This window comes from Pseudoalteromonas sp. J2K-J599 (assembly GCF_059295115.2).
In genome coordinates this window covers 85,384-107,750 of sequence record NZ_CM200272.1, presented here as the reverse complement: position 1 = coordinate 107,750, position 22,367 = coordinate 85,384, and the positions used below count along the sequence as shown (strand labels likewise).

Annotated in this window: 21 protein-coding genes and 1 pseudogene; 5 read left to right on the top strand and 17 right to left on the bottom strand. The window is 39.7% G+C overall.

What is annotated here, in order from left to right; translation table 11 throughout:
• Positions 1-80 precede the first annotated feature (80 nt).
• Positions 81-494: an alternative ribosome rescue aminoacyl-tRNA hydrolase ArfB gene (gene arfB / locus AC5NT5_RS17315; RefSeq protein ID WP_002959105.1), complete on the bottom strand. Its 414-nt coding sequence runs from the start codon at positions 492-494 to the stop codon at positions 81-83.
• Between the two features lie 191 nt (positions 495-685).
• On the opposite strand from arfB, the gene AC5NT5_RS17310 reads away from it, so the two are divergent.
• The gene (locus AC5NT5_RS17310; RefSeq protein ID WP_182672720.1) at positions 686-1,258 is read left to right on the top strand and encodes a short-chain dehydrogenase; all 573 of its coding nucleotides are present in this window, start codon (positions 686-688) and stop codon (positions 1,256-1,258) included.
• Between the two features lie 103 nt (positions 1,259-1,361).
• Here AC5NT5_RS17310 and katG read toward each other — a convergent pair whose 3' ends face one another.
• A complete protein-coding gene (gene katG / locus AC5NT5_RS17305) occupies positions 1,362-3,542 on the bottom strand; it encodes a catalase/peroxidase HPI (protein WP_494513622.1) in 2,181 nt (726 codons plus the stop codon).
• A 902-nt stretch (positions 3,543-4,444) separates the two neighbouring features.
• Between katG and AC5NT5_RS17300 the strand changes: the two genes are divergently transcribed.
• Entirely contained in the window at positions 4,445-5,335 is an 891-nt protein-coding gene (locus AC5NT5_RS17300; protein WP_494513621.1) for a tetratricopeptide repeat protein, read from the top strand.
• A gap of 359 nt (positions 5,336-5,694) precedes the next feature.
• Here AC5NT5_RS17300 and deoD read toward each other — a convergent pair whose 3' ends face one another.
• Both deoD and AC5NT5_RS17290 read right to left on the bottom strand, forming a co-directional pair.
• Positions 5,695-6,399, bottom strand: coding sequence for a purine-nucleoside phosphorylase (gene deoD / locus AC5NT5_RS17295; RefSeq protein ID WP_024596283.1), 705 nt, complete (start codon positions 6,397-6,399; stop codon positions 5,695-5,697).
• Positions 6,399-7,631 carry a phosphopentomutase gene (locus tag AC5NT5_RS17290; protein ID WP_149592761.1) on the bottom strand — a complete coding sequence of 411 codons (1,233 nt, stop codon included), beginning with the start codon at positions 7,629-7,631 and terminating at the stop codon, positions 6,399-6,401. Before AC5NT5_RS17290 ends, deoD begins: the two co-directional genes overlap by 1 nt.
• 192 nt (positions 7,632-7,823) lie before the next feature.
• Here AC5NT5_RS17290 and udk point away from each other — a divergent pair, with 192 nt between their 5' ends.
• From udk to AC5NT5_RS17275, 3 genes and pseudogenes are all read left to right on the top strand, one after another.
• Positions 7,824-8,456, top strand: coding sequence for a uridine kinase (gene udk / locus AC5NT5_RS17285; protein ID WP_024596281.1), 633 nt, complete (start codon positions 7,824-7,826; stop codon positions 8,454-8,456).
• Between the two features lie 17 nt (positions 8,457-8,473).
• Entirely contained in the window at positions 8,474-9,700 is a 1,227-nt protein-coding gene (locus AC5NT5_RS17280) for a NupC/NupG family nucleoside CNT transporter (RefSeq protein WP_039488805.1), read from the top strand.
• Positions 9,701-9,992: 292 nt separating this feature from the next.
• A pseudogene (locus AC5NT5_RS17275) lies at positions 9,993-10,729 on the top strand (substrate-binding periplasmic protein).
• Between the two features lie 2 nt (positions 10,730-10,731).
• Here the strand turns inward: AC5NT5_RS17275 and AC5NT5_RS17270 are convergent.
• The 13 genes from AC5NT5_RS17270 to AC5NT5_RS17210 all read right to left on the bottom strand — a co-directional run bounded on the left by AC5NT5_RS17270 (position 10,732) and on the right by AC5NT5_RS17210 (position 22,310).
• A complete protein-coding gene (locus AC5NT5_RS17270; RefSeq protein WP_310736349.1) occupies positions 10,732-11,445 on the bottom strand; it encodes a substrate-binding periplasmic protein in 714 nt (237 codons plus the stop codon).
• Between the two features lie 151 nt (positions 11,446-11,596).
• Positions 11,597-11,806 (bottom strand): cold-shock protein, encoded by a 210-nt coding sequence (locus AC5NT5_RS17265; RefSeq protein ID WP_002959120.1) that lies wholly within the window; start codon positions 11,804-11,806, stop codon positions 11,597-11,599.
• Between the two features lie 239 nt (positions 11,807-12,045).
• Entirely contained in the window at positions 12,046-12,762 is a 717-nt protein-coding gene (locus tag AC5NT5_RS17260) for a hypothetical protein (RefSeq protein ID WP_494513620.1), read from the bottom strand.
• The gene (locus AC5NT5_RS17255) at positions 12,759-13,499 is read right to left on the bottom strand and encodes a hypothetical protein (protein WP_024595838.1); all 741 of its coding nucleotides are present in this window, start codon (positions 13,497-13,499) and stop codon (positions 12,759-12,761) included. The genes AC5NT5_RS17260 and AC5NT5_RS17255 overlap by 4 nt, the downstream gene beginning before the upstream one ends.
• A complete protein-coding gene (locus tag AC5NT5_RS17250) occupies positions 13,486-13,839 on the bottom strand; it encodes a cupredoxin domain-containing protein (protein WP_039488807.1) in 354 nt (117 codons plus the stop codon). Before AC5NT5_RS17250 ends, AC5NT5_RS17255 begins: the two co-directional genes overlap by 14 nt.
• Complete coding sequence (locus AC5NT5_RS17245; RefSeq protein ID WP_494513619.1) at positions 13,832-15,145, bottom strand: ATP-binding protein; 1,314 nt, start codon at positions 15,143-15,145, stop codon at positions 13,832-13,834. The genes AC5NT5_RS17250 and AC5NT5_RS17245 overlap by 8 nt, the downstream gene beginning before the upstream one ends.
• Before the next feature lie 26 nt (positions 15,146-15,171).
• Positions 15,172-15,831, bottom strand: coding sequence for a response regulator (locus tag AC5NT5_RS17240; protein WP_182672726.1), 660 nt, complete (start codon positions 15,829-15,831; stop codon positions 15,172-15,174).
• 7 nt (positions 15,832-15,838) lie between these two features.
• The gene (locus tag AC5NT5_RS17235) at positions 15,839-16,486 is read right to left on the bottom strand and encodes a tetratricopeptide repeat protein (RefSeq protein ID WP_188161933.1); all 648 of its coding nucleotides are present in this window, start codon (positions 16,484-16,486) and stop codon (positions 15,839-15,841) included.
• Positions 16,487-16,507: 21 nt separating this feature from the next.
• Entirely contained in the window at positions 16,508-17,278 is a 771-nt protein-coding gene (locus tag AC5NT5_RS17230; protein ID WP_494513618.1) for an SDR family oxidoreductase, read from the bottom strand.
• Positions 17,275-17,964, bottom strand: a complete 690-nt coding sequence (locus tag AC5NT5_RS17225) for an iron-containing redox enzyme family protein (protein ID WP_494513617.1) — start codon at positions 17,962-17,964, stop codon at positions 17,275-17,277. The genes AC5NT5_RS17230 and AC5NT5_RS17225 overlap by 4 nt, the downstream gene beginning before the upstream one ends.
• A complete protein-coding gene (locus AC5NT5_RS17220; RefSeq protein WP_494513616.1) occupies positions 17,957-19,426 on the bottom strand; it encodes an AMP-binding protein in 1,470 nt (489 codons plus the stop codon). Before AC5NT5_RS17220 ends, AC5NT5_RS17225 begins: the two co-directional genes overlap by 8 nt.
• Positions 19,423-20,076 (bottom strand): thermostable hemolysin, encoded by a 654-nt coding sequence (locus AC5NT5_RS17215; protein ID WP_354630219.1) that lies wholly within the window; start codon positions 20,074-20,076, stop codon positions 19,423-19,425. Before AC5NT5_RS17215 ends, AC5NT5_RS17220 begins: the two co-directional genes overlap by 4 nt.
• A gap of 152 nt (positions 20,077-20,228) precedes the next feature.
• On the bottom strand, positions 20,229-22,310 hold the full coding sequence (locus AC5NT5_RS17210; protein WP_494513615.1) for a TonB-dependent siderophore receptor: 2,082 nt from the start codon (positions 22,308-22,310) through the stop codon (positions 20,229-20,231).
• Positions 22,311-22,367 lie beyond the last annotated feature (57 nt).

The following is a 22,367-nucleotide window of genomic DNA, read 5'->3' as shown; positions in this document are numbered from 1 at the left end:
TATACAAGCAATACGGTGTAAAAATAGTGCCTGCATGTAAACATCAAGCCCCTTATCTACTTTATTAATACCATTTAAAGCTAAAACTTTATGCTGCCGCGTAGCGCTTTGTTTTGCCCATGTTTGGTTTTTTTGTCCATGCGCTTTCGCTGTGAATTACGGCTGGGCTTGGTGGCTCGACGCGCCTTATTAACTACCGTAGCACTAAGAATTAAATCCTTTAAACGCTTAAGGGCATCTTCTCGATTTAGCTCTTGAGTACGGTGGCTTTGCGCTTTAATGATTAAGACGCCGTCTTTGGTAATTCTTGTATCATTTAAGGCAAGTAAGCGTTCTTTGTAGAAGTCAGGTAATTTAGAGCGGTTAATGTCAAAACGTAAATGAATTGCACTTGCTACTTTATTAACATTTTGACCACCGGCACCTTGCGAACGAATAGCTGTGAGCTCTAGTTCCCATTCATCGATAGTGACAGTATTTGAAATTGTTAACATTGTGTTCAGCTCTATTTGTCAAAAATACATTATATCATCAGTACATTAGCTTGTGGTGAATCGACTAAATTCTTAGAACTTAAATAAATTCTCATAAATTGTACTATAAATCAGCCAATATTTTATTTTGTATTGGCAAGTGTTGCTTATTAGTTTCTAATTGGCACTACTTTAATACTAGGAAATGCTCAATGAAAAAAATACTTGTATCACTTAGCTTATTAGCGATGAGTTTCTCAAGCCTTGCAGAGGATATTAACGAAGGTCAACTTCAAAGCTATATGAAAGCACTGCCAGCTGTGACTAGCTGGGCAAGCAGCCAAGAGTCGTTAAAAGACTTAGATTTAGCAAGTATGCTAGGTGGTTCTGCAGATCAAAGTGTTGGCGAACAAAGCTCTTTAGCTAACAGTGCATTAAGCATGATTAAAGAACAAGACCTATACAAAAGCTTTGCGAGTGTTACAAACCGTTACGGTTTTACGCCAGAGCAGCTAGTAACTGTAGGTTCTGAAGTATCAATGGCTTATATCGAAAATCTTAAGTCGGGCCTTTCTGCTGATAATCAAGAAACTGCTAATAAAGTAATGGGCGGTTTTCAAAGTATGAAAAGTGCTAAAGATAAAGGCGCTAGCTCATTAATGAGTTCGTTTGGTAAATCATCAAGCGCAGCTGAGGAGTCTACAGAATCTTTAGTAAGCGAAAACAACCTTGAACTTGTGAGCGAATATATGCCACAACTACAAAAGCTTTTTGCACTTTTATAAGTTTTATTGCTTTAAAAAAAGCGGGCTTATCTAGACGTGAAATTAAAACGCATAAAAAACGGGGGGAGTATTCAATACTCCCCGTTTTTATTTAGCGTACAGATTATTTAAGATCGAACCTGTCTGCGTTCATTACTTTTACCCATGCATTTACAAAGTCATGTACAAAACGTTCTTTATTATCGTCTTGTGCATAAAATTCACTTAGGGCACGTAAAATAGAGTTTGAACCAAACACTAAATCTACGCGTGTGGCAGTCCATTTAATGGTGCCTGTTTTGCGTTCAACAATATTATATATACCTGGCTCTAGTGGCTTCCAGTTGTTAGCCATGTCGGTTAGGTTTACAAAAAAGTCGGTAGATAGCGTGCCTACATTATCAGTAAATACACCATGTTTAGTGCCTGCGTAGTTTGTGCCTAGTACACGCATGCCGCCCATAAGTGCAGTCATTTCTGGTGCTGTTAAGCCCATTAATTGGCTGCGCTCTAACAATAGCTCTTCTGAGGATACGCTAAAGTCATTTTTTAGGTAGTTTCTAAATCCATCATGAACAGGCTCAAGCGGATCGAACGATTCTGCATCAGTCATTTCGTCTGTTGCGTCTCCTCGTCCTGGTGCAAATGGTACTGTTACATTAACACCGGCTTGTTTTGCAGCTTGCTCTACAGCCGCTGTGCCACCTAATACGATTAAATCGGCCATGCTTACTGGTTTAGATAAACCCGCTTGTACTTTTTCAAGGGCACTAAGCACACTTGCTAAGCGCTCTGGCTCATTACCTTGCCAATCTTTTTGTGGTGCTAGACGAATACGTGCGCCATTTGCGCCACCGCGTTTATCAGAACCACGATACGTACGCGCACTATCCCACGCTGTATTTATTAAATCACTTGCGCTTACACCGCAATCAAGTAGCTGTGCTTTTAAGCTTGTGATTTCATCGTCTGATAATGTGTAATCAACTGCTGGAATAGGATCTTGCCAAATTAGGTCTTCGCTTGGTACATCTTTACCTAAGTAACATGCTTTAGGACCTAAATCGCGGTGAGTTAGCTTAAACCATGCGCGTGCAAATACATCAGAGAAGTATTCAAAGTCGTTATAAAAACGCTCAATAATTTTACGGTACGCAGGGTCCACTTTCATGGCCATATCGGCATCGGTCATCATTGGGTTTAAACGAATTGATGGATCTTCTACGTCTACTGGTTTGTCTTCTTCTTTAATATTTACAGGTTCCCACTGATGAGCGCCAGCTGGGCTTTTAGTAAGTTCCCATTCGTAATTTAAAAGTAAGTGGCAGTATCCGTTATCCCATGTTGTTGGGTGTGTGGTCCATGCGCCTTCAAGGCCAGAAGTTACAGTATGACGACCAAAGCCGCCTTCTTTAGTGCTGTTCCAACCTAAACCTTGCTCGTGTACATCAGCAGCTTCTGGCTCTGGGCCTAAATACTCTGCTTTACCATTACCATGAGTTTTACCCACTGTATGGCCGCCCACTGTTAATGCTGCTGTTTCTTCGTCATCCATTGCCATGCGAGCAAATGTTTCACGTACATGAGCCGCTGTTTTAAGAGGGTCTGGTATACCATTAACACCTTCAGGGTTAACGTAAATTAAGCCCATTTGTACTGCCGCTAATGGGTTTTCCATGGTGTCTGGTTTTTCTACATTGTCGTAGCGTTCATCACTAGGTGCTAACCATTCTTTTTCAGCCCCCCAGTAAATATCTTTTTCTGGATGCCAAATGTCTTCACGGCCGCCCGCAAAGCCATAAATTTTTAGCCCCATTGATTCGTATGCCATGTTACCTGCAAGAACAAATAAATCGGCCCATGAAAGTTTGTTACCGTATTTTTTCTTAAGTGGCCATAAAAGTCTGCGTGCTTTATCTAAGCTTGCGTTGTCTGGCCATGAATTTAAAGGCGAGAAACGTTGGTTACCGGTACTTGCGCCACCACGACCGTCAGATAAACGATACGTACCCGCTGAGTGCCATGCCATACGAATCATTAAACCACCGTAATGGCCCCAATCGGCAGGCCACCAATCTTGGCTGTCTGTCATAAAGGTTTTTAAGTCGGCTTTTACTTCGTCTAAATCTAGAGATTTAAATGCTTCTGCGTAGTTAAAATTAGTGCCGTATGGATTTGATTTAGTATCGTGTTGATGAAGAATGTCTAAGTTGAGTGTGTTTGGCCACCAATCGGTGTTTACTTTAGAAACAACTGAATTACTACCGTGCATAACAGGGCATTTACCCGCTGTTGGGTTGCTCATTGTGAAATCCTTATAATAGAAAGGTAAAATACTTAATCAATCAGTATTATTGCTTATGTGTTTATAACTTTTTAAAAAGTAACGGTTATTTTTATTTAATAGGCTTACTTTTACTCAGCTTACCTACCTAAGTGCTTACGTATCCTTAATATAGGCGTATAAATTATGCTACGCCAACCTCAACATACTATTTAAAACGATTGCTCCAATTTATATTTTTGATTGCCCTTACGTTAATGATGTATTTAACAATAAGCTTAAAGTGGCGTTTAAAATAATAGTGAAAAGTCAGATGGTGCTCATATAAAGTATTACGCAAAATAAAAATTCAAAATCGGTGAATTAACCTTAATCTTTTTACTAGACCTGTGATCGAATTGAAAAATTTCGGCGTAATAGTATGTGAAGGGTTTGAAAGTGGCTTTAGTTTACTAAAGCGCACATTGGAATACCCCCCTTCACCATGAAATTGTAGTTAGATAGTTATAATGATAAAGGTGCATTACTTAAGCCCAATGCACCTTTACTTTATAAACCGAATACTTTGAGTATTCTTATATTTTTAACTAGTTGAATTGAATTAAGTATTTGTTCATAAATATTCAGTTAGTATGAAGTTGTTCCCCTGTGAATCCCTACGACATATTGTTGTTTTAAGCAGTTTTTGCCAGCTCACCTTGAGCTGGTTTTTTTTTGCCTATTTTTACTCAAATTACCTGAGCATGGGTAATATGCTCAGGTTTAACCCTATTATTGCTAAGCTCACTAGGCTAAAAAATTCTCACAACTATTGCTCCTATCTAAATTAGGTCAATTTTAATCCACAAAGAACAACACGCCCTAGTGCCATTAAGCCCTGCATGTTAAAGTTATTACAGTAATTAATTTAATTAGGCGTACCAATGCGTTATTACCTATCTGTACTTTTTGTTTGTTTAACTTTGTTTTCGGGCATAGTGAACTCTGCTGAAAAGCAACCAGCTTCACCTACAGCACAACAAGAGCAACAAGCTCTTCAACAACTCAAAGAGCCTATGTATAAGCCGCTAATGGAACGTTACATATTAGATGAGCTAAAAGCAGTTAGGCAAGATCAGCAAAAGCTTCGTGAAGATGTAACTAAGCAGGTTACTCATGCGCAGCTTGATACTGCCGATCGCGCATTAACGTACACTACAGATACCATTAATAATGTGTTTTTTATAATTACCGCTACGGCGTCGATTTTAGTTTTAGTGGGTTGGAACTCGTTGCGTGATGTTAAAAATAAAGTAGAAGATATAGTAAATACGCGTGTGAGTGTAATTACAGACGAGTATGAAGACCGATTAAAAATTCTTGAAGAAAAACTACGCGTCCGCTCAGAAGAAATACTCAGCAACCAAGAACGCATATCGGTGACTAACGAAGTTCATTCGTTGTGGATGCGCGCAAACCTAGAAAGTGATTTTGCAAATAAAATTGAAATTTTTGACGAAATACTCAATCGCAAACCTGAAGATGTGGAAGCCATTGCTTATAAAGCCGATGCACTACTAGAAATTAATGAAACAGCACAAGCCATTGAGCTGTGTAATCAAGCAATTGATATAGACAGCGATTACGGTTATGCCTATTGGCAACGAGCATGTGCTTATGCACTAACACATAAGCATACCGATGCATTAGCCGATATTAAAATGGCACTTGAATACTCTCCAAACTTACGTAATGAATTATTACACGAGAGCGCATTTGCAAGCCTGCATGACAACGACAGCTTTAATACGATAGTGGCTGGTGAAGTTGTTTAAGCACTCAGAATTTGGCCTGTATGATTAGGCGCAACACCATAAAAAAGGGCCTTGGCCCTTTTTTTGTTTTTAAAAGTAAAGTTTGTTGTGTGATTAAGTAATTAGAAGCTACGCTTCTCGCGCGAGCAAGCTTAGCGCCTACGTGGAAAACTTACACTCAGCAGTTTAATTTACCTGTAGACGCGCTGCTTGCAGGCGTTTAAAAACGCAGTTTTTAGATGGTTGAATTAAATGCTACCAATTTTCTTAAGGCATAAAAAAAGCCGCATAAAATGCGGCTTTGGAGGTTAGTCTCACTTCACTTTGGGCGTGTCTCCAAAACTTAGTGAATACGTTACCAAGGAACTGTTATGTATTATTTAAGCTATTGACTCTAATGCAATTTTAACCATTTCGTTAAACGTGCTTTGACGCTCATCAGCAGGTGTTGCTTCACCGGTGATTACGTGGTCACTTACTGTAAATAATGCCATTGCATTTGCGCCGTATTCAGCTGCAACGCCATATAAACCGGCTGTTTCCATATCTACTGCTAGCATGCCTAACTTGTCTAAGTCTTTATAGAACGAGTCGTCTGCTTGGTAGAAAGTGTCGGTTGTAAATACGTTACCTACTTTTGCTTCTATTCCTAGCTCTTTAGCGGCGTTTACACCGTTTAAAAGTAGATCAAAGTTAGCAATAGCAGCAAAATCGTAGCCACGAACACGTGCTCGGTTTACGTTTGAATCTGTGCTTGCACCTTGTGCAAAAATTACGTCACGGATTTTGATATCTGTGCCAATACCGCCACACGTACCAATACGTATAATATTTTTAACGCCAAAGCTTACAATTAGCTCACGTGCATAAATAGACATTGATGGAATGCCCATGCCTGACCCCATGATGCTTACTGGCTTACCTTTGTAAGTACCAGTGAAACCGTACATGTTACGAACACCTGTAACTTGTACTGCATCATCTAAAAAGTTTTCAGCAATATATTGCGCACGTAGCGGATCGCCTGGCATTAATACTGTTTCGGCGAAATCACCAACGTTTGCACTGATATGCGGAGTACTCATTAATTGTTTTCCTTTTTATTTGGCGTTGTTAGCTCATTTAAAAAGCTGTCGCCGTAATCAAGCGCAGATAAGTTAAACCACTGTGCCAGTGTTTGACCGATATCTGCAAAGCTGTTGCGTTCACCTAGAGGTGTGTTACTCATACCTGGTTTATATGCAATAACCGGTACGTATTCGCGAGTGTGCTCAGAACCTGGAAAGGTTGGGTCACAACCGTGATCTGCAGTGATCATTAATATGTCATCTGCGTTTAACTGCTTTAGTATAGTTGGTAAATAGTCATCAAATTCTTTTAATGCTTTAGCATAACCTACTGGGTTACGGCGATGACCAAATTTTTCATCAAAATCAACTAGGTTAGTAAAGATTAAGCTATGTTCTGGTGCGCTTTTCATTACTTCGCTGGTTTTTTCTAGCAAGTTCATAAGCCCAGGTGCTTTATGCTTTTGGGTTATGCCCTGATGCGCGTAAATATCTGAAATTTTACCAATACTAATTACTTCGCCGCCGTCTTTTGCTAACACATCTAGCAATGTTGGTGCTGGCGGAAGCACTGAATAGTCGCGACGATTACCCGTTCGAGCAAAGTCTTGGCTATTTGAACCCAAAAATGGCCGCGCAATCACTCGTCCTATATTCATTTCATCAAGTAGCGCCCGTGCGATTTCGCAAACTTGATAAAGCTTCTCTAGGCCGAATGACTCTTCATGCGCGGCTATTTGAAACACGCTATCAGCTGAGGTGTAACAGATTGGTTTACCTGTTTTTACGTGCTCTTCACCTAGCTGTTCTAAAATGGTTGTTCCCGACGCATGGCAGTTGCCTAAAATGCCAGGAATACCAGTACGAGCTATAAACTCGTCTATAAATTCTTGTGGGAAACTTGGCTGTGTTTTTGGGAAATATCCCCAATCAAATAACACAGGTACTCCTGCCATTTCCCAATGACCTGATGGCGTGTCTTTTCCGCTAGATAATTCTTTAGCGTAACCCCATGCTCCTTGAGAAGCTTGGCGGTCTGAAATTAAACACGGTTCTCCACCGGCAGCTTCACATGCATCCACTAACCCAAGTTTTGATAGGTTAGGAAGCGATAATGCAGCGCCTGTTTCGTCGTAATATGCTTTTAGTAAGTGAGCGAATGTATTAGCCCCAAGATCGCCGAATTTATCTGCATCTGGTGCTGCACCGATTCCTAGGCTATCTGCCATTAAGATAATTGCTCTTGCCATTTTGACCTCACTTTGATTCTAGGTGGTTACTTTATCCGCTGATCGATTTTTCCGTACAGGACAAAAGTCCTGTTTCATAAAACCTAAACATTATAAATTTGCATTCTTAAGCGAAGCAAAAGAGATTAATCGTGTCTTTTTTGCTATTGTGATCTACCAACAATATATCCTTCTGTGTGGGTGAGAACTTTAGTGACACGAACTACTATTATAGCTATTGCAGGCGCGTCTGCGTCGGGCAAATCTCTTTTTAGCCAAACTATATACAATGAATTGGTTAATGAGCTTGAACCAGGCGCTATCGCCATTATTGAAGAAGATGCTTACTACAAGGATCAGTCGCATTTACCGATGGCGCATCGTACGCAAACGAATTACGACCATCCTGATGCATTTGAACATGCGTTAATGCTTGAGCATTTAACACAGCTTCGTAGTGGAAATTCAGTTGAAGTACCAACGTATGATTATGCACAGCATACACGTAGCGAGAAAACTCGCCGAGTGCCTGCTGCTAAAATACTCATTGTTGAAGGTATTTTATTATTGAGTGACAAAGCGCTTAATAAAGAATTTGATATTAAGGTGTTTATAGATACGCCTTTAGATATTTGCTTAATGCGTCGTATGCAACGTGATATGGAGCAACGAGGCAGAACATTACAATCTGTTGTTGAGCAGTATCAAGCAACTGTTAGACCGATGTTTTATCAATTTATTGAGCCTTCTAAGCATAACGCAGATTTAGTTGTGACTCGAGGCGGTATGAACCGCGTTGCGATTGATATAATAAAAAGTAAGATAAAATATTTACTACAAGAATAACAACGGGAAACATTTGTATGACAACATTTATGAGCTTAGTGGGCATGTGTGTGCTACTAAGCATTGCCTTTGCGGCATCAACTAATCGCAAGGCAATTAATTTAAGAACCGTTGGTATAGCATTTGCGATGCAAGTAGTTATTGGCGGTTTTGTCCTGTTTTTTGAAGCAGGAAAAAATGTGTTAACGAGCATGTCAGCAGCCGTATCGTCGGTTATTGGTTATGCAAACGACGGTATTGGGTTTTTGTTTGGCCCACTTGCCTCACAAGACACATTAGGTTTTATTTTTGCGATTCAAGTTTTGCCCGTTATCGTGTTTTTCTCAGCACTTGTTGCTGTGTTGTATCACCTTGGCATTATGGATTGGATAATTAGGATTTTAGGCGGCGGTTTACAAAAATTATTGAAAACCTCTCGCACAGAATCGCTTTCAGCAACGGCAAATATTTTTGTTGGCCAAACTGAAGCTCCGCTGATAGTTAAGCCATTTATAGCAACAATGACTAAATCGGAATTGTTTGCAGTGATGGTAGGTGGCTTAGCCACTGTGGCAGGCTCTGTAATGGCCGGTTACGTTATTATTGGCGTAGATCTTAAGTACTTAATAGCAGCGAGCTTTATGGCTGCTCCAGGTGGTTTTTTAATGGCCAAGATGATTGTGCCAGAAACTGAAACGCCTAAAGATAACTTAGCTGATTTAGATTTAGATGACGAAGATAAGCCTGTAAATGTAATTGATGCAGCTGCATCAGGTGCAGCAAACGGTATGCATTTAGCACTTAATGTAGGTGCAATGTTACTTGCTTTTGTAGCGCTAATTGCACTACTAAACGGTTTATTAGGTGGTATTGGCGGGTGGTTTGATTACCCAACATTAACGCTTCAAGAAATATTAGGTTATGTATTTGCTCCTGTTGCATGGTTACTAGGTGTGCCATGGGATGAAGCAATTATAGCCGGCAGCTTTATTGGTCAAAAGATAGTAGTGAACGAGTTTGTTGCTTACTTAGACTTTATAAATTATCGCGATACGTTAAGCGCGCACACACAAGCAATTGTTACTTTTGCTCTATGTGGCTTTGCTAACCTATCATCGATAGCCATTTTACTAGGTGGGTTAGGCGGTATGGCGCCTAGTCGGCGGAAGGATATCGCACGCTTAGGGCTCAGAGCAGTGTTAGCAGGATCTATGGCTAACCTTATGAGCGCAGCAATTGCTGGGTTTTTCCTCTCGCTAGCTTAGAAACTTATTGAGATGAACACCGGTGTTGCAAAACAAGAGGATAGCGCTTTAAGGGGTTAAAGCTCTATCTGACTTGAACGATACTTCACCAAGGGCCGCAAGGCCCTTTTATCGTTTTAGGCCTTCCACATTTATACACTCCCCAACCTTCAAGCTATTTAACCTTATTTATGGTTATATAACTCAAATAAACCAATATCTTAGTAACAAATTCACATAAATATTTTTTGTGTTTTTCGTATTTTCAGCCACACTTATATTACTTAAGCTAACCGACTAACGATCCGCTATTGTGAAATATATTCTTTATTCTCTTTTTTTAATTTGCTCTGTGTATGTTCAAGCAAAAAAACCCATCTTTGTTGTTACAGAGTTAGCACCGCCAAACCAGGTGTTGATTGATGGTGAGGTAGCAGGTGAAGGTAGCAGGTGAAGGTAGCAGGTGAAGGTACTCAATTTATTAGAGATATATTTACTGAGGCTGATCTAACACCTAACATTCAAATATACCCTTGGGCACGTGCTTATAAAATTGCAGATGAGCTTAAAAATACCTTTATATACAGCCTTGCACGCACTGTAGAGCGAGAAGACAAATTTTATTGGATAGGGCCTGTCGGACGTTTTGAACTAGGCTTTATTGGCCTATCAGAGCGAGATGATCTTATTATAAACACTACTGAACAAGCCAAAGTGTACAAAATTGCTATGCAGCGCAATGACTTTTCAACACAAACCCTCGCAAAACTGGGGTTTGAAGTTGTTTTAACCTCTGACATTCAAAAGTCATACTCTTTACTACTAGCTAGAAAAGTAGATTTAATTGTAGACGATCCTTTATATATGCAGCAGATGAGTGATTATCTAAAGCTCAAACCAGCACACTTAAAGTTTATTTATAAAATAGATGAGCTAACAATTGATGCTTATTTAGCTGCGAATAAAAAAACAGATATGCATTTAATAGAAGCACTGCAAGCTGCATTTTTAAAAATAAAGCAAAAGAAAGGGCTGCCTTACAGGCACTAACATTAGCGCTTATAACGTTTTTTATAAGCCGAAAAGTTATCCTTCTTTTTAAGCTTTTCAAACTCCCTATTAAAACGCTCTACAATGTAATTGGGTACTGATTTATTAAACGCGATGTAGTTACCTGCTATCTCAGGTAATGGTAATTCCTGCAGCCTAACGACATCGTCTTCACTATACCCAAAAGGCGAAAGTTGATAACCAATGGTGTATTCAGAGCCTAAAATCAAATCTATTTTACTATTTAAAAACAAGTGCATATATTGCTTTTCATCACCTATGGACAAAAGGTTTTTACCTGCTTCAAACCCTACTTTTTTAATTATGGATTCGTAAATATCCCCTCTTACGATAGCAAGTGAAAACTGCTTTGCTTCATTTAAGCTATTCATTTTTAACTGAGTATTTTTTTTAAGTTTATAAAAAAATGTTTCACTGGATGCCAAAGGCCCTACCCAATTAAAAATAGGCGTTCTTTGAGATGTCTTAGCGATAGAGATAATACCTGAATGCTTTTCTTTTTGGACTAGGCTGTAAGCACGTTTCCAAGGAAGTATTTTAAATTCACAGGTAATGTCTGACGCAATGCATACATCTTTTACAATATCGAGATTTATGCCAATAAGTTGACCCGCTTTGTTTTCGAAATTGTATGGCGAAAAGTGCTCAGTGTAGACCGTGAGCTTGAAATCTTCAGCCTGTGCGTAATGACTAATAAATATAAAAACAAGTATAAGGAAGGATTTAATGATAACGATACCTACTGATGAACTTACATTAATAATAGGTGCAGCTTAGGTTGTGTCAAATTTCAGACACAAAAAAAGCGCCTTAAGCGCTTTTTTTCATTTTACTTAAAAAGTAAAATTATACAGCTGTGATGTTATCAGCTTGTGGACCTTTTTGACCTTGTGAAAGAGTGAACTCTACACGTTGGCCTTCAGCTAAAGTTTTGAAACCTTCGCTTTTGATTGCTGAGAAATGTGCGAAAACGTCTGGGCCATTTTCTTGCTCGATGAAACCAAAACCTTTAGACTCGTTGAACCACTTAACTGTACCTGATACGATGTTAGACATTGTAATATCCTGATATAAATAAAAAATATGCTCATAAGAGCGGGTGTAGCAAAAAATGAGATGGTACTTTAAAAACTTCAGGACGGTACTACAAGTATTACTTATACAACATCGAAATGGAGATTTATAGCTTACATGCTTTCTTTCTAGCTGCAGCCCACTATATAGATTTTTTAAAATATGTCAAGTACCTATCTACAATCAGAATGATAAACAACCAAAACCGCTTTCATTGGTTATTAAAATTCAAATTCTAATGCGAGCCTAAAACTATGATTTTTTTCTGATTGGCTTATTTCAGTGATAAAACCCGCTTCCCATTTTAACTGCTTTTGTCTATCAAAACGCTGCAAACCTATAAACCCAGGCCCTATGCCAATAAAGTCTTCACCTACGTACACCTCAATAGATGGCTGAAAAGCAGAACGGTAGCGATAGCGATATTGCGCTCTAAACTCGCTTTCCCATTCATTTTGAATATCCTGCCCCCACTCGTAAACCAAAAAAGCATTCATAGTTAAGCTTGTTTTGCCAAACTCTTTTTCGATCACAAAACCCGAAGTTGCTTCATACACATCTTCATTATGTTTTTTTTCAAGCTCAAATAATGCCCCCCAATCAGCCCATAATTTACCTTGCTCAATTAATTGCCAGCGTAGTTCAAGCTCATAAGCTTCTAAACCAAAGTCGCCGTTGTCATCTCGCTCACCTACTAAATAGCCTTCTAGTGCCATTGTATCGTTAATAGCACCGCCACCACCCAAACGCTGCGCTAGTATGTTGCCACTATCTGTTTGGTGCGACACTAACCGCCATTCAAACTCTCGCTCAAAAGGTAAAACATAGGGGTGATATACCTTATCAACAACAATTCCATCGGCCTTTGCTGGGATTGAAAGTACCAACAAACAAAAAACGGTAAAGCTAAGCGCTAAATATAGGTTAAGTGCTTTCATACACGTTCCTTAGATATTGAAGCCGAAATAACATAACAAAGTGATAAAAATATCACGCTACTTGTACTATATATAAGTACACTCATTAGATCCGGGGTAGCCTCGTAACCAACAAGGGCGCGCAGTACGCGCCCGAGCTCAGAGTTTTCGCTTAATACATCGCGTAAATCCCACACGGTTGCGGTGTTGGTAATTAAGTCTATTTGGCTTGCCAAATCCAGTGCAACTAATAACTTAGCCGCGCTGTTAAAAGCAAGCAAAGTAAAAAGCGGATACATACCAAAGCGGTGCTTAATTGCATTCATTAAAAAGTACAGCAATACGCTAAAACTTAAACAAATTCCAACACCTAATAAAGTGCCAATAAATAAGCTTTGCCCTGCATCATTACTTTGCCAAAAACTGGTGAGGTAAATAATATAGTGGCTTAAATACAATGTTATTGTGCTTATAACAGCAATATAAAAAGCCGCTGATTTTTGTTTTATTGCAAATACTAATACGGCTATAAATATAGTAATACATAGCCCTATTTGTGAGTACTCTAACCCTTGGTGTTCAAACCACTGGCTCACCCATGATGCACTTTGCATGTACAAAAACGACATGAGCGCGCCAATTAATAAAGCAGACCCTATTTTTAAAGCGCTTTGTTTTTTAACTACTTGTAGTAGCACTAATAAAATAGCCACAGGTAGTAATTGATTAAGGCTCATGACTAAACTAGTTATTAGCATGCTGCGCCTCCTCATCACCAACTATTACAACGCCCCTTGCTGTATTGGGCGAAAACTCACCAAAAAATTCGTAATACCCTTTACTAAGCGGTCCTATATAAATAATGCTTTTACGGTTTGGGTAGAGTACTTTTTCTCTGTTTAGATCAAAGCTATCAAACTCTTCTGGTGTGCTATCTTGGTTTTCTATCAATAGTTTTACTTTTTTATTCGCGGGAATGGTAATTTGCGAGGGATAAAACAAATGATCTTTTAAAATAATAAGGTACTCTTTACTCGCCGCGTTAAACGACAAAAATAGCAAACAACAAAGGCACTGATTGAATAAACGTTTAGTCACTTTTTACTCCTGTAAAAGTAACCTTAACGGTTAGTCCGCCTAAAGGGCTATTCGCTAAATGAATAGTTGCACCATAAATAGCAATTATGTGTTGAACAATCGCCATACCTAAACCGGCACCTTGCTCGCCTGATGGATGCTGATCGCCACCTACTCGATAAAAACGATTGAATATTCGCTCTTTTTGCTCTTCAGTCATACCCGCACCAGAATCATCAATTTGCCAGCTATAGCTGTTATTATTTGATGCTAATTTAATTATTATTTGACCAGTATTGGGGGTGTATTTTATGGCATTGCTAAGTAAATTAGCGATGAGTGTGGTTAATGTAAACTCATCACCATTAATTACAAAATCATCACCTTCAAGACTAATAGTTTGGTTTTTTTCATCTATTTTGTCGTATTGCTCCGATACGACTTGTTGAGTAATCGTTAGCAATGATTGTTCGCTAAACTGCCTCTGCCATTGTTCAGGCTGAGTGCGCCCTAAAATTAGCATTTGTTCAACAATATTACTTAAGCGATTAATGCCCTGCGACATAGCTTGTAATTCTTGATGGTCTTGCAGATTACTTTGTTTATTAGCCAAATTATGTACGTTAATTTTTAAACTACTAAGCGGGGTACGTAATTCGTGAGCTGCATCTGACGCAAAAAATCGCTCCCGTAAGTAGGCAGTTTCTACGCGTTTAAATAAGTCGTTTAAACGATTAATAACCGGCTTAATTTCTTCGTCAGTTACTTGCCAGTTAATTGGCGTAAAGTCGTTCGCTTGGCGAGACGCCAACTGCTTAGATAATCGGGTAAGAGGGGCTAATGCGTATTTAACAAAAAAGCTAATAAAAATAGCAAGCAGAGGGACTGCCCATAGCATTGGTAACATTGCAGATAAAATAACGGCTTCAGCTAATTCAAAACGCTTTGCCATAGGTTCAGCAACGATGACTTTACGGGTGTTTTTACTCATCACAAATACCCGCATACGCTGCCCTGCTACATTGGCCGTTTGAAAGCCCTCGCTAAAACTAATTTGGTTATTCGTTAAACTCGATGAGCCACTAAGTAAATTATTATTTTGCCAAATTTGATACAACAACTGAGCGCTATTATTACTTACTTGTACTGCATCTGTGCTCAGTGCCAATGGTTGCTCAATTAAAACGCCAGCCACTATTTTAAGCTCATCATCAAGCAAAATTTCGCCGTGGTGCATGCTTTTTTGATAGCCTTTTACTAATGCTAAAAAGCAAGTTAGCACCATCATTGAAAGTAAAATTAAGGTCAGACGTTTACGAATAGACATTTTCAACCTCGAAAAACAAATACACTCTAACGCTTACCAACCACGTAGCCAATGCCACGTAAGGTTTTAATAAAATCACTAGGGAATTTTTTACGAAGATGATGAATATGCACCTCTATGGCATTAGAGCCAACTTCTTCACCCCATTGGTAAAGTTTGTTTTCGAGTTGTTGTTTTGATTGTACCCTTCCCTGATTTTCCATCAGCGCTTTTAAAAGCATATATTCTTTTCGCGGTAGTGTAAGTGACTGCCCACTTAGTTTAACTGTATGAGCAGAAGTATCCATTACTACATCACCACAGCGCAATAAGCATGATTGCGTTTGGTTAATGCGCCGGCTTGCTACACGTAAACGGGCAAATAGCTCAGCGGGGTCAAACGGCTTTGCAAGGTAATCGTCAGCGCCCATGTCAAGCCCTTGGACTTTGTCGTCAATACTGCCGCGAGCAGTTAAAATAACCACCGGTATTACTTTTTTTTGCGCTTTAATATGCTTTAAAACTTGCGAGCCATCGCCATCAGGCAATCCTAAATCGAGAATAACAAGCTCAATTTCACCACTAGAAAGGCACTCTAAGGCGTGTTTTACTGTGCCACTATGCTCTACGCTGTAGCTCTCTTGGCGCAAAGAGCGAATAAGTCCTTGCGCCACTAAATGATCGTCCTCAACGAGTAATAAATGCATTATCTGTTTATCTTTTTAATTTTTTATCTACTTTTGCCAATAGCTGACTTATTGCTTGTTGACGATATTTATCTGCTTTTGCCCGAGTATCACGAATCCCAGCAGCTTGTGCTACAAGTAGTCGTGCTTTAGCTTGTTTATAATCGCCTTCGTCATACAAGTATTCACCGTATAAGTAATTAGTATCAATGCCTTCGAGATTAAAAGCGAGCGCTTGTTTAAATAATTTTTCAGCTTTGTCGTCATCACCAAAACCAATTGGCCAACCAGGTACTTTGCTATAAAGCGTTGCAAGGCTTGCGTAAGCTGAGCCATTTAATGCAGTGCCATCAATCGAGAGTGCATTTTCGAGTGACGCTTTTGCTTCTTTTGCTAAACCAAGTGCGCCCAAGCCCCCTTTTGCGCCAGCAAAGCTGGCTAACACAATGCCATTCCAAATATGTGTTTGCGCCGAGCTTGGATAGTTTTTAACAAATAATGCGCTTTGCTCACTTAGTTTCGTAAACGCGTCTATTTGCGCATCGTCTTCAAGTTCGTAATTAGCAATTGCCCACTTTTGTTGAATATCGGTTAAGTCTTGCGCTTCATCTGCGTGTACTGCAGTTGCAAATACAGAGGTTAGTATTAAATAAAATGCGAGTGTAAATTTATACATAATTTTGCCTTTGTGTGTTTGTTAACTTAAAAAACGTTTAATTTTAGGAAGTTGCTTTGCAATAGCGTTATCAACAACGTTTGGGAATACGCCATTTATGCGTGCAAATAATTTTTCAGGAAAACCAATAAAGCGCCTTGTTTGGTTTGAACTTATAAGAGCTAATAACTCTTGAGCAACTAATTCTGGCGAGTCCATTTTATTACCGAGTTCTTTATTCAGCGCACGGGTTTTGCTGTTATTAATGGTGGTGTCAGTGGCTCTTGGTGCTAGGTAAGCGACTTTAACACCCGAACCGTTTAGTTCGCGCGAAAGCGCTTCTGTAAAACCACGTAAACCAAATTTACTGGCGCAATAAAGCGTTTGAAACGGGTAGCCAATACTGCCAAACGATGATCCCACGTTAACAATAGTACCTTTGGTATACGCTAACTGCCCTAAAAATAGCTGGCATAATTTAATAGGCACCGACAAATTAGTAACGAGTATATTATCTATTTGCTCATTACTTGTGTGCTCAAGGCTTTGCATTGTATTTATACCTGCATTATTAATAAGTAATTTAACGCCGCCGAGTTGCTTAGCTTTTATTGCTAGGTTAATACGTGCTGTATCGTCGGTTAAATCGCCCGTAAATATTTCACTGTCTGGGCATGCACGGCTCAGTTTTTCAAGGGCTTGGGTATTTCGCCCTACAAGCAGTAACTTCCACCCTTTTGCATATAGGGCTTTAGCAATCGCTTGCCCTATTCCGCCTGTTGCACCAGTGAGCACACACAAAGAACTACTCATGCCAATTTGCCTTGTGCACGTGCTTTAAAAAATGGTTCGTCATCGAGTCCACGAAATATCTCGCCGTATAAACGATAAAAGCACTTTGCACCATGAAGTATGGCTTGCTGATCCGCCTCGTCTGTTATTTGGTTCATTAGGTTTTCAAAAAACTTTACATGCTCTATATCAAGCGCGCCGTGAGAGGTTAAATAACTAAATGCTTTTTTAGGTAAGCCCACAGCATTTGCAATGTTTGAAGCCGCGCCATCAGCAAGCGCTATAGAAGTGCCTTCAAGCACATGCACCATGCCAAAAAAGCTCAACGGATTTTTACGTGCAATGGAGTCGTACGCATACGACACCATCATTTCGGTAGCAAATTGCGGCTGACTACACCGTACTGTTTCTTTGTCAAAACCACAGGCTGCAATGTCATTAAGTACCCACTCTTGATGACCAATCTCTTCTTCAATATATTCTGCGACTGCTTCGCGCAGCCATTCTTGATCGTCGGTTAATCGTGCACCAACCGACATCATTAATGGCACAGTGTGCTTAACATGGTGATACGCTTGCGCTAAAAACGAGGCGTATTCTTCAAGTGATGCTTCGCCTTTAAAAACACGCTGGATAATCGGCGCTGCAAGCAGGTAGTTTTGTTCTTGTTTAGTTTGCTCTTTAAGGGTGTTAAAAAAATCACTCATTAATTACTTCTCCAAGTCGGTAAAATTGCTCAAACACAGCATGGTACTGCTTACTTATGGCACCTCGTTTTGGGCGATTATTTGTTGTTAATAATCCTTGTTGCACACTTAATGGAGCAGCTAAACGATGCCACTTTTGAATTCGAGCATAGTCGGGTAGTTGTTTATTAATTGCGTTAACGTATTGCGCTAACGCTGGGTTACTTAGCTTTGAATCGGCGTAAATAATGGCGGTTAAAAAAGGTCGACCTTCACCAAACACAACCGCTTGTAAAATACCGCTTTGGCTGAGTAATAGTGATTCAGGCCACTCGGCACTGATGTTGCGCCCCATGCTGGTAATAATTAGATTTTTTAATCGGCCTTTTATCAATAAAGTATTTTGACGCTGCTCGACTAGATCGCCGGTTGCATACCACTGGTTTTTGTTGTGAGGTTGATGGTTTAAGTAACCTAAAAACAAATCGCCTTTTATAAAAAGCTGACCATTTTCAATTTTGGTTTGAATATGAGGTAACACAGAGCCGGCACTGTGGATGTTATCGTTTGTGGGTGTATTTAAACTAACTACAGATGCCGCCTCAGACAGCCCATAGCCTTGGTATACCGGTAAATTTAAGCTACGCGCTTTGGTTAATAGCATTTCGCTGACAAGCGCACCACCTACTGCAATAAACTGTAACGAACTAGGCGGTTGCCACCCATCTTCTGCAAAAGTAACTAAGCATGCTAATAGTTCAGGCACTAAAATAAGCGTATTTGGCTTAACTTTATCAATAGCAGCTATAAGCTGTGCGGGCTGTTTTAATGTAGTTCCAACAAAGCCTAATTCATTTAACGGCATTAAATGCACTGTACCGCCACTTTTTAAAGGGGCATACACACCGGCTATATTTTCAAGCAATACAGCAAGCGGCAATAAACATAAATGCACAGGCTTTTTAATATTAATTTTATCGCACAGAGATTGAGCTACCTGCATTTGGCTCTTTGCAGATAAACACACGCCTTTTGGTTGCCCAGTCGATCCTGATGTAAACGTTACTTTTTGAGTTTCTGGAAAATAACTGCCGGGGTTAGCTACAACGATTTCGTAAATATATAATGTGTAAAACTCAAATAAAGTAATCGATGCAGTCGGCTCCCCAAGTAAAGGGTTTGCCGTGTCGCTCATAAATAAATGTGCGCCACATTGAGCTAGTACATATTGAGTTTGTTGTTCACTAAAAAAGTGAGCAATTGGCACAGCCACTTTATTAGAAACTGCAGCAGCGGCATCAATAACAAGCCAAGCTGGCGTATTATCGAGCTTATAAGCGACACATTTGCCGTTAAAGCTTTGTAGTATTTTTACTACTTTTTGTATTTGCTGGTTAAACTCACCACCGTTAATTTCAAGTGTTTGATCTTTATTATGGGCAATAATTAATGGCGATATTGCATGGGTATTATAGTAATTCATACGTTCACCAACGCATTTACCAAAGAACTGATATTTGAGTGGTTTTGCTGCATCAAACTATAAAGCATTGGGGTATTTAATACTTGTTGGTGAGCTTGCTCTAAACTCACAACGCATACGGTAGGCTGATTAGCGTAGTAACTTCCCCAACTTAGCGGATGCTCCACAACAAAACTGTTTGCCACAGCAATTTCAGTGCAGTTAACGCCTAATAAGCGCAGCAGTGCACGTACTTTTTTAGTGGCGCAAAATACTAAATGTTTTGCTCCTACACTTTGCAGGGCTTCATTAACAACAATAAAATGCCCAAGCGTTGCTTTGCGATGTGTAGAGCATAGATTGCCAAGCTCAAATACTTTATTACGCTGAGTGTTCTCAGGTAAAAAATGCTCAATGGGCTGTGCTAAGTATTGCTCTATAAATAGAGGAGCTGTTGCTTGCCTTAAACCCAATGTGCATTGCCCTTCGTTTGTCGTGTATTGGCAAAGTAATGGCATAAAAGAGGTAAGCGTGGCGTTGTAAGCGACTAAAAACCCTTCTTTAACTGTGTTTTCTAACGCACTTCTATGCTCATCATTAACGCGAGCACTAACAAAGCGTGAGTTATTTTGAATATAAACGGGTGAAGAAGGTAGGTGTGCTAATTGCATAAACATCGCTCATATAAAGTGTATGTTTGTAACTTAGCGAGCGAAACTTAAAGAAAACTTAAGAAACCTTAATTTAAATAAAAAAGCGCCTTAATTATTAAATTAAGGCGCTTCAGGATGAAAACTGTTTAAAAGCTTAATAAGCTAAGCTATTAAAAATTATAAGCTATCGACATTTTAAATTGCGTAGGCGCCCCCGGATAAACCCACAAAGCGTTGTAACTACTTTGAGCGTAGTCTTCATTAAAAATGTTATTAATGCTCACATTCAGCTCTGTTTTATCTGTTAAATTTAATTGACCAAACAGGCCGACCAATTGGTAACTTGGTAGTCTAAAGCTCAAATCTGCGGCATCACCTAGGCGGCTGCTGGTATATTGGTAACTTGCACCAAATTCAAGCTCTTTACCCATTAATGCTGTTTGATGGCTAAGTGTAAGGTTTAGATTGTTTTTTGGTACATTTACCAGTGGGCTGCCTTTTTCTATTGGCACGCCCCAATCGGCATTAATAATGTCGTTTGCTGTGGTGGCATCTATATAGGCGTACGATAAGTTAAATGCTGTTGCATCGGTAATATAGGTATTTAAATCAAGCTCAAACCCTTTGCTATCAGCTTTACCAATGGGAGCCGAAAAACCAACGTTTACAGGGTCTGCTACTAACATATTACTTTTAGAAGCATCAAAAAATGCCACAGTACCGTTTACACCTAAGTATTCAAACTTAGCACCAACTTCAAACGAGTCGCTGTACTCAAAGCCAAACGGGTCGCCGTTTGCATCAGTACCGCTCAGTGGTAAAAAGCCTTCAGAGTAACTGCTGTAAAAGGTTATAGTATTATTTAGTTCGTACACTACGCCAACGCGTGGGCTTATTTGGCTTTCAGAGCTGGTCGAAAACACACCGCTGTTTGTTTCTAAAATATCTTGGTCTACGTTGTCAAACCTTAGGCCCACTAATAGCTTAAATCTGTCGGTAATATCCATTTGGTCTTGAACATACATACCGTACGCCTTTTGCTCTTCGTCGTTTTCGTAAAGCAAGCTTACTGCTGGGCGTTCAACATCGTAGTTTGGCTCAAAAATATCAACAGTATAAGTGCCGTTACCGCCTCGATAGCGAGAAAGCGCCGTGCGTAAATCGTACTTGTATGCATCAGCACCTATTAACATATGGTGCGTAATACCGGCTGTGTCTACACTGCCGCTTAGCTCAAACTTTACACTTAAATCTTCTACTTCGTAGTCGCGATAGCGCTGCTGGCGGGTAAGTGTGCGGCCATCGTCAAATAACGATTGGCGTGACGGTGCAAGTTCTGCATCTGACGAAAAACCCGTTAAGCTAGAGTCTCGATAATTTGCACCTACAACGAGTGACCATTCGTCGTTAATATCGTGGTTAAGCGTAATTTGGTGGCCTCGAGAGTAAACCTGCGTGTCTCCATCGTTTGGGTTACCTAAATAGCGCGAGCTTGGTAGGGTGTCAAAATCGTTATCGAGTACGACAACACCACGGTCGAATAGCTGAGCTAAATCTACGTATTCAAACTCATAAGTTACACTGGTCGATGCGTTTATTTGATGATATATAGACGGCGTAATCACCTTTTTATTGGTGTATACCTCATCGCGGTAGCTGTCACTATCTTGCCATGCGCCATTTATTCTAAACGCGGTGGTATCGTTAATGCCTTGAGTGTAATCGCCTTCAACGCGATTAAAACTGTCGCTGCCTAAGCTTAGTTTAATCTCGCCTTGTGAATCAAACTGTGGCTTTTTAGTTACAATATTTACAGTCCCGCCTGGCTCTGATCGCCCATAAAGTGCTGAGCCTGGGCCTTTTAGTACTTCAATGTAATCAATGTTAGATACATCACGCGGGCCGCTAAAACCACGCCCACCGCTAAAGCCATTAACTAAATAGCCCGATGGCATGTTTTCGTTACCCGAAAGGCCACGAATAGAAAAGCTATCCCACAATGCACCGCTATTGTTTTTACGTGAAATACTGGCTGAAAAATCAAGCGCATCTTGTAGTTGAGTAATTCCTTTTTTATTAAGCTCAGCACTATTAATACTAATTATAGATTGTGGCATTTGCTTTTGAGGAATATCACCGCGATAAGCTTGTTTATAAGTAACCGATATTTTTTCGATTTCTTCTTTTTGATCTTGCGCAATACTGGGCGCACTAATTCCTAGGCAGGCTAAATAAATTAAAGAGTACTTCATGTGATTGATTAACTAAGCAAGTGTTATAGTATAACAAAATTGTAGCATGTGTTACTT

What these genes read in the sequence shown, in the direction of transcription:
- arfB (WP_002959105.1), bottom strand. Translation starts at nt 494, where the DNA reads ATGTTAACAATTTCAAATACTGTCACTATCGATGAATGGGAACTAGAG.
- AC5NT5_RS17310 (WP_182672720.1), top strand. Translation starts at nt 686, where the DNA reads ATGAAAAAAATACTTGTATCACTTAGCTTATTAGCGATGAGTTTCTCA.
- katG (WP_494513622.1), bottom strand. Translation starts at nt 3,542, where the DNA reads ATGAGCAACCCAACAGCGGGTAAATGCCCTGTTATGCACGGTAGTAAT.
- AC5NT5_RS17300 (WP_494513621.1), top strand. Translation starts at nt 4,445, where the DNA reads ATGCGTTATTACCTATCTGTACTTTTTGTTTGTTTAACTTTGTTTTCG.
- deoD (WP_024596283.1), bottom strand. Translation starts at nt 6,399, where the DNA reads ATGAGTACTCCGCATATCAGTGCAAACGTTGGTGATTTCGCCGAAACA.
- AC5NT5_RS17290 (WP_149592761.1), bottom strand. Translation starts at nt 7,631, where the DNA reads ATGGCAAGAGCAATTATCTTAATGGCAGATAGCCTAGGAATCGGTGCA.
- AC5NT5_RS17280 (WP_039488805.1), top strand. Translation starts at nt 8,474, where the DNA reads ATGACAACATTTATGAGCTTAGTGGGCATGTGTGTGCTACTAAGCATT.
- AC5NT5_RS17265 (WP_002959120.1), bottom strand. Translation starts at nt 11,806, where the DNA reads ATGTCTAACATCGTATCAGGTACAGTTAAGTGGTTCAACGAGTCTAAA.
- AC5NT5_RS17260 (WP_494513620.1), bottom strand. Translation starts at nt 12,762, where the DNA reads ATGAAAGCACTTAACCTATATTTAGCGCTTAGCTTTACCGTTTTTTGT.
- AC5NT5_RS17255 (WP_024595838.1), bottom strand. Translation starts at nt 13,499, where the DNA reads ATGCTAATAACTAGTTTAGTCATGAGCCTTAATCAATTACTACCTGTG.
- AC5NT5_RS17245 (WP_494513619.1), bottom strand. Translation starts at nt 15,145, where the DNA reads ATGTCTATTCGTAAACGTCTGACCTTAATTTTACTTTCAATGATGGTG.
- AC5NT5_RS17240 (WP_182672726.1), bottom strand. Translation starts at nt 15,831, where the DNA reads ATGCATTTATTACTCGTTGAGGACGATCATTTAGTGGCGCAAGGACTT.
- AC5NT5_RS17235 (WP_188161933.1), bottom strand. Translation starts at nt 16,486, where the DNA reads ATGTATAAATTTACACTCGCATTTTATTTAATACTAACCTCTGTATTT.
- AC5NT5_RS17230 (WP_494513618.1), bottom strand. Translation starts at nt 17,278, where the DNA reads ATGAGTAGTTCTTTGTGTGTGCTCACTGGTGCAACAGGCGGAATAGGG.
- AC5NT5_RS17225 (WP_494513617.1), bottom strand. Translation starts at nt 17,964, where the DNA reads ATGAGTGATTTTTTTAACACCCTTAAAGAGCAAACTAAACAAGAACAA.
- AC5NT5_RS17220 (WP_494513616.1), bottom strand. Translation starts at nt 19,426, where the DNA reads ATGAATTACTATAATACCCATGCAATATCGCCATTAATTATTGCCCAT.
- AC5NT5_RS17215 (WP_354630219.1), bottom strand. Translation starts at nt 20,076, where the DNA reads ATGCAATTAGCACACCTACCTTCTTCACCCGTTTATATTCAAAATAAC.
- AC5NT5_RS17210 (WP_494513615.1), bottom strand. Translation starts at nt 22,310, where the DNA reads ATGAAGTACTCTTTAATTTATTTAGCCTGCCTAGGAATTAGTGCGCCC.